This window comes from Aeromonas lacus (assembly GCF_000764665.1).
Taxonomy (GTDB): domain Bacteria; phylum Pseudomonadota; class Gammaproteobacteria; order Enterobacterales; family Aeromonadaceae; genus Aeromonas; species Aeromonas lacus.
This window is the reverse complement of the sequence record NZ_JRGM01000188.1, coordinates 1-801: the sequence shown is the minus strand read 5'-3', so window position 1 is coordinate 801 and position 801 is coordinate 1. Positions and strand designations below refer to the sequence as shown.

The window sequence follows — 801 nt, the reverse complement described above, 5'->3', positions numbered from 1 at the left end:
GAGTAAAGCAGTGCCCTTGCCGACTACAGAGGCCGAAAACGTACTTCCCATTGACTATACTGAACTTACCTTATGGGTGAAACACTTCCAATATAGAGAGGAAAAACTAACCCCGATCTATGTTTACAGGATGCTTTTTGATAGTGTTCCACCAGTAAAGTCAGTCGAAAAGCACAGCCTCCATAATGAGCGCCTTTCTCTGGTAAAAAGCGTTTATGAGTGGGTGAAAGACATTAGTAAAAACAATGGAACTACTGCAAAAACAAAATTTGATACAATACTGTTCTTTATTCGATTTTGTGATGAAAACAAACTTATTGCAGCAATAACAGAGCAAACCATTAACGCCTACGCATTGCATATCAGAGAGAAATTACGACTAAATCCTAGTTCAGCTGAAGCATGCAGGGCGGCGGCTGACTCTTTGTCTTATTTTCTTGCTTGGAGTGGATATGACGATCTTGCCAAACTGCTACCTAAAGTAGTCAGAAGCGATACTAGCTTAACAAAAACTCAGGCTTATTCTGATGATGAGCTAAGAGGCATAGCAAGCGACCTTTTTTGTGTTTTTAACGTTCTGGTTAGTCGACTAAAAACAGGGGAGCCAACTAACTGTCCGTTCAATAAATCTAAACGACATTGGGATTCATCAGCAAGTAATACAACGGCTTGGTACAACAAGCTGACAGCGACAGCATTCTTTATAACTTCTAAATTTATTGGCGACAACAATAGCCCTCTATTAAACATACGTATAAGCGATGTAATTGAAAAAGATTTTAAATTCGACAAAACTATAAA

1 protein-coding gene is annotated in these 801 nt (G+C 38.8%); it reads left to right on the top strand.

Going from position 1 to position 801, the window contains the following annotated elements:
- The coding region (locus LG31_RS21335; RefSeq protein ID WP_202963019.1) for a hypothetical protein at nt 1-801 on the top strand (801 nt) is incomplete at both ends.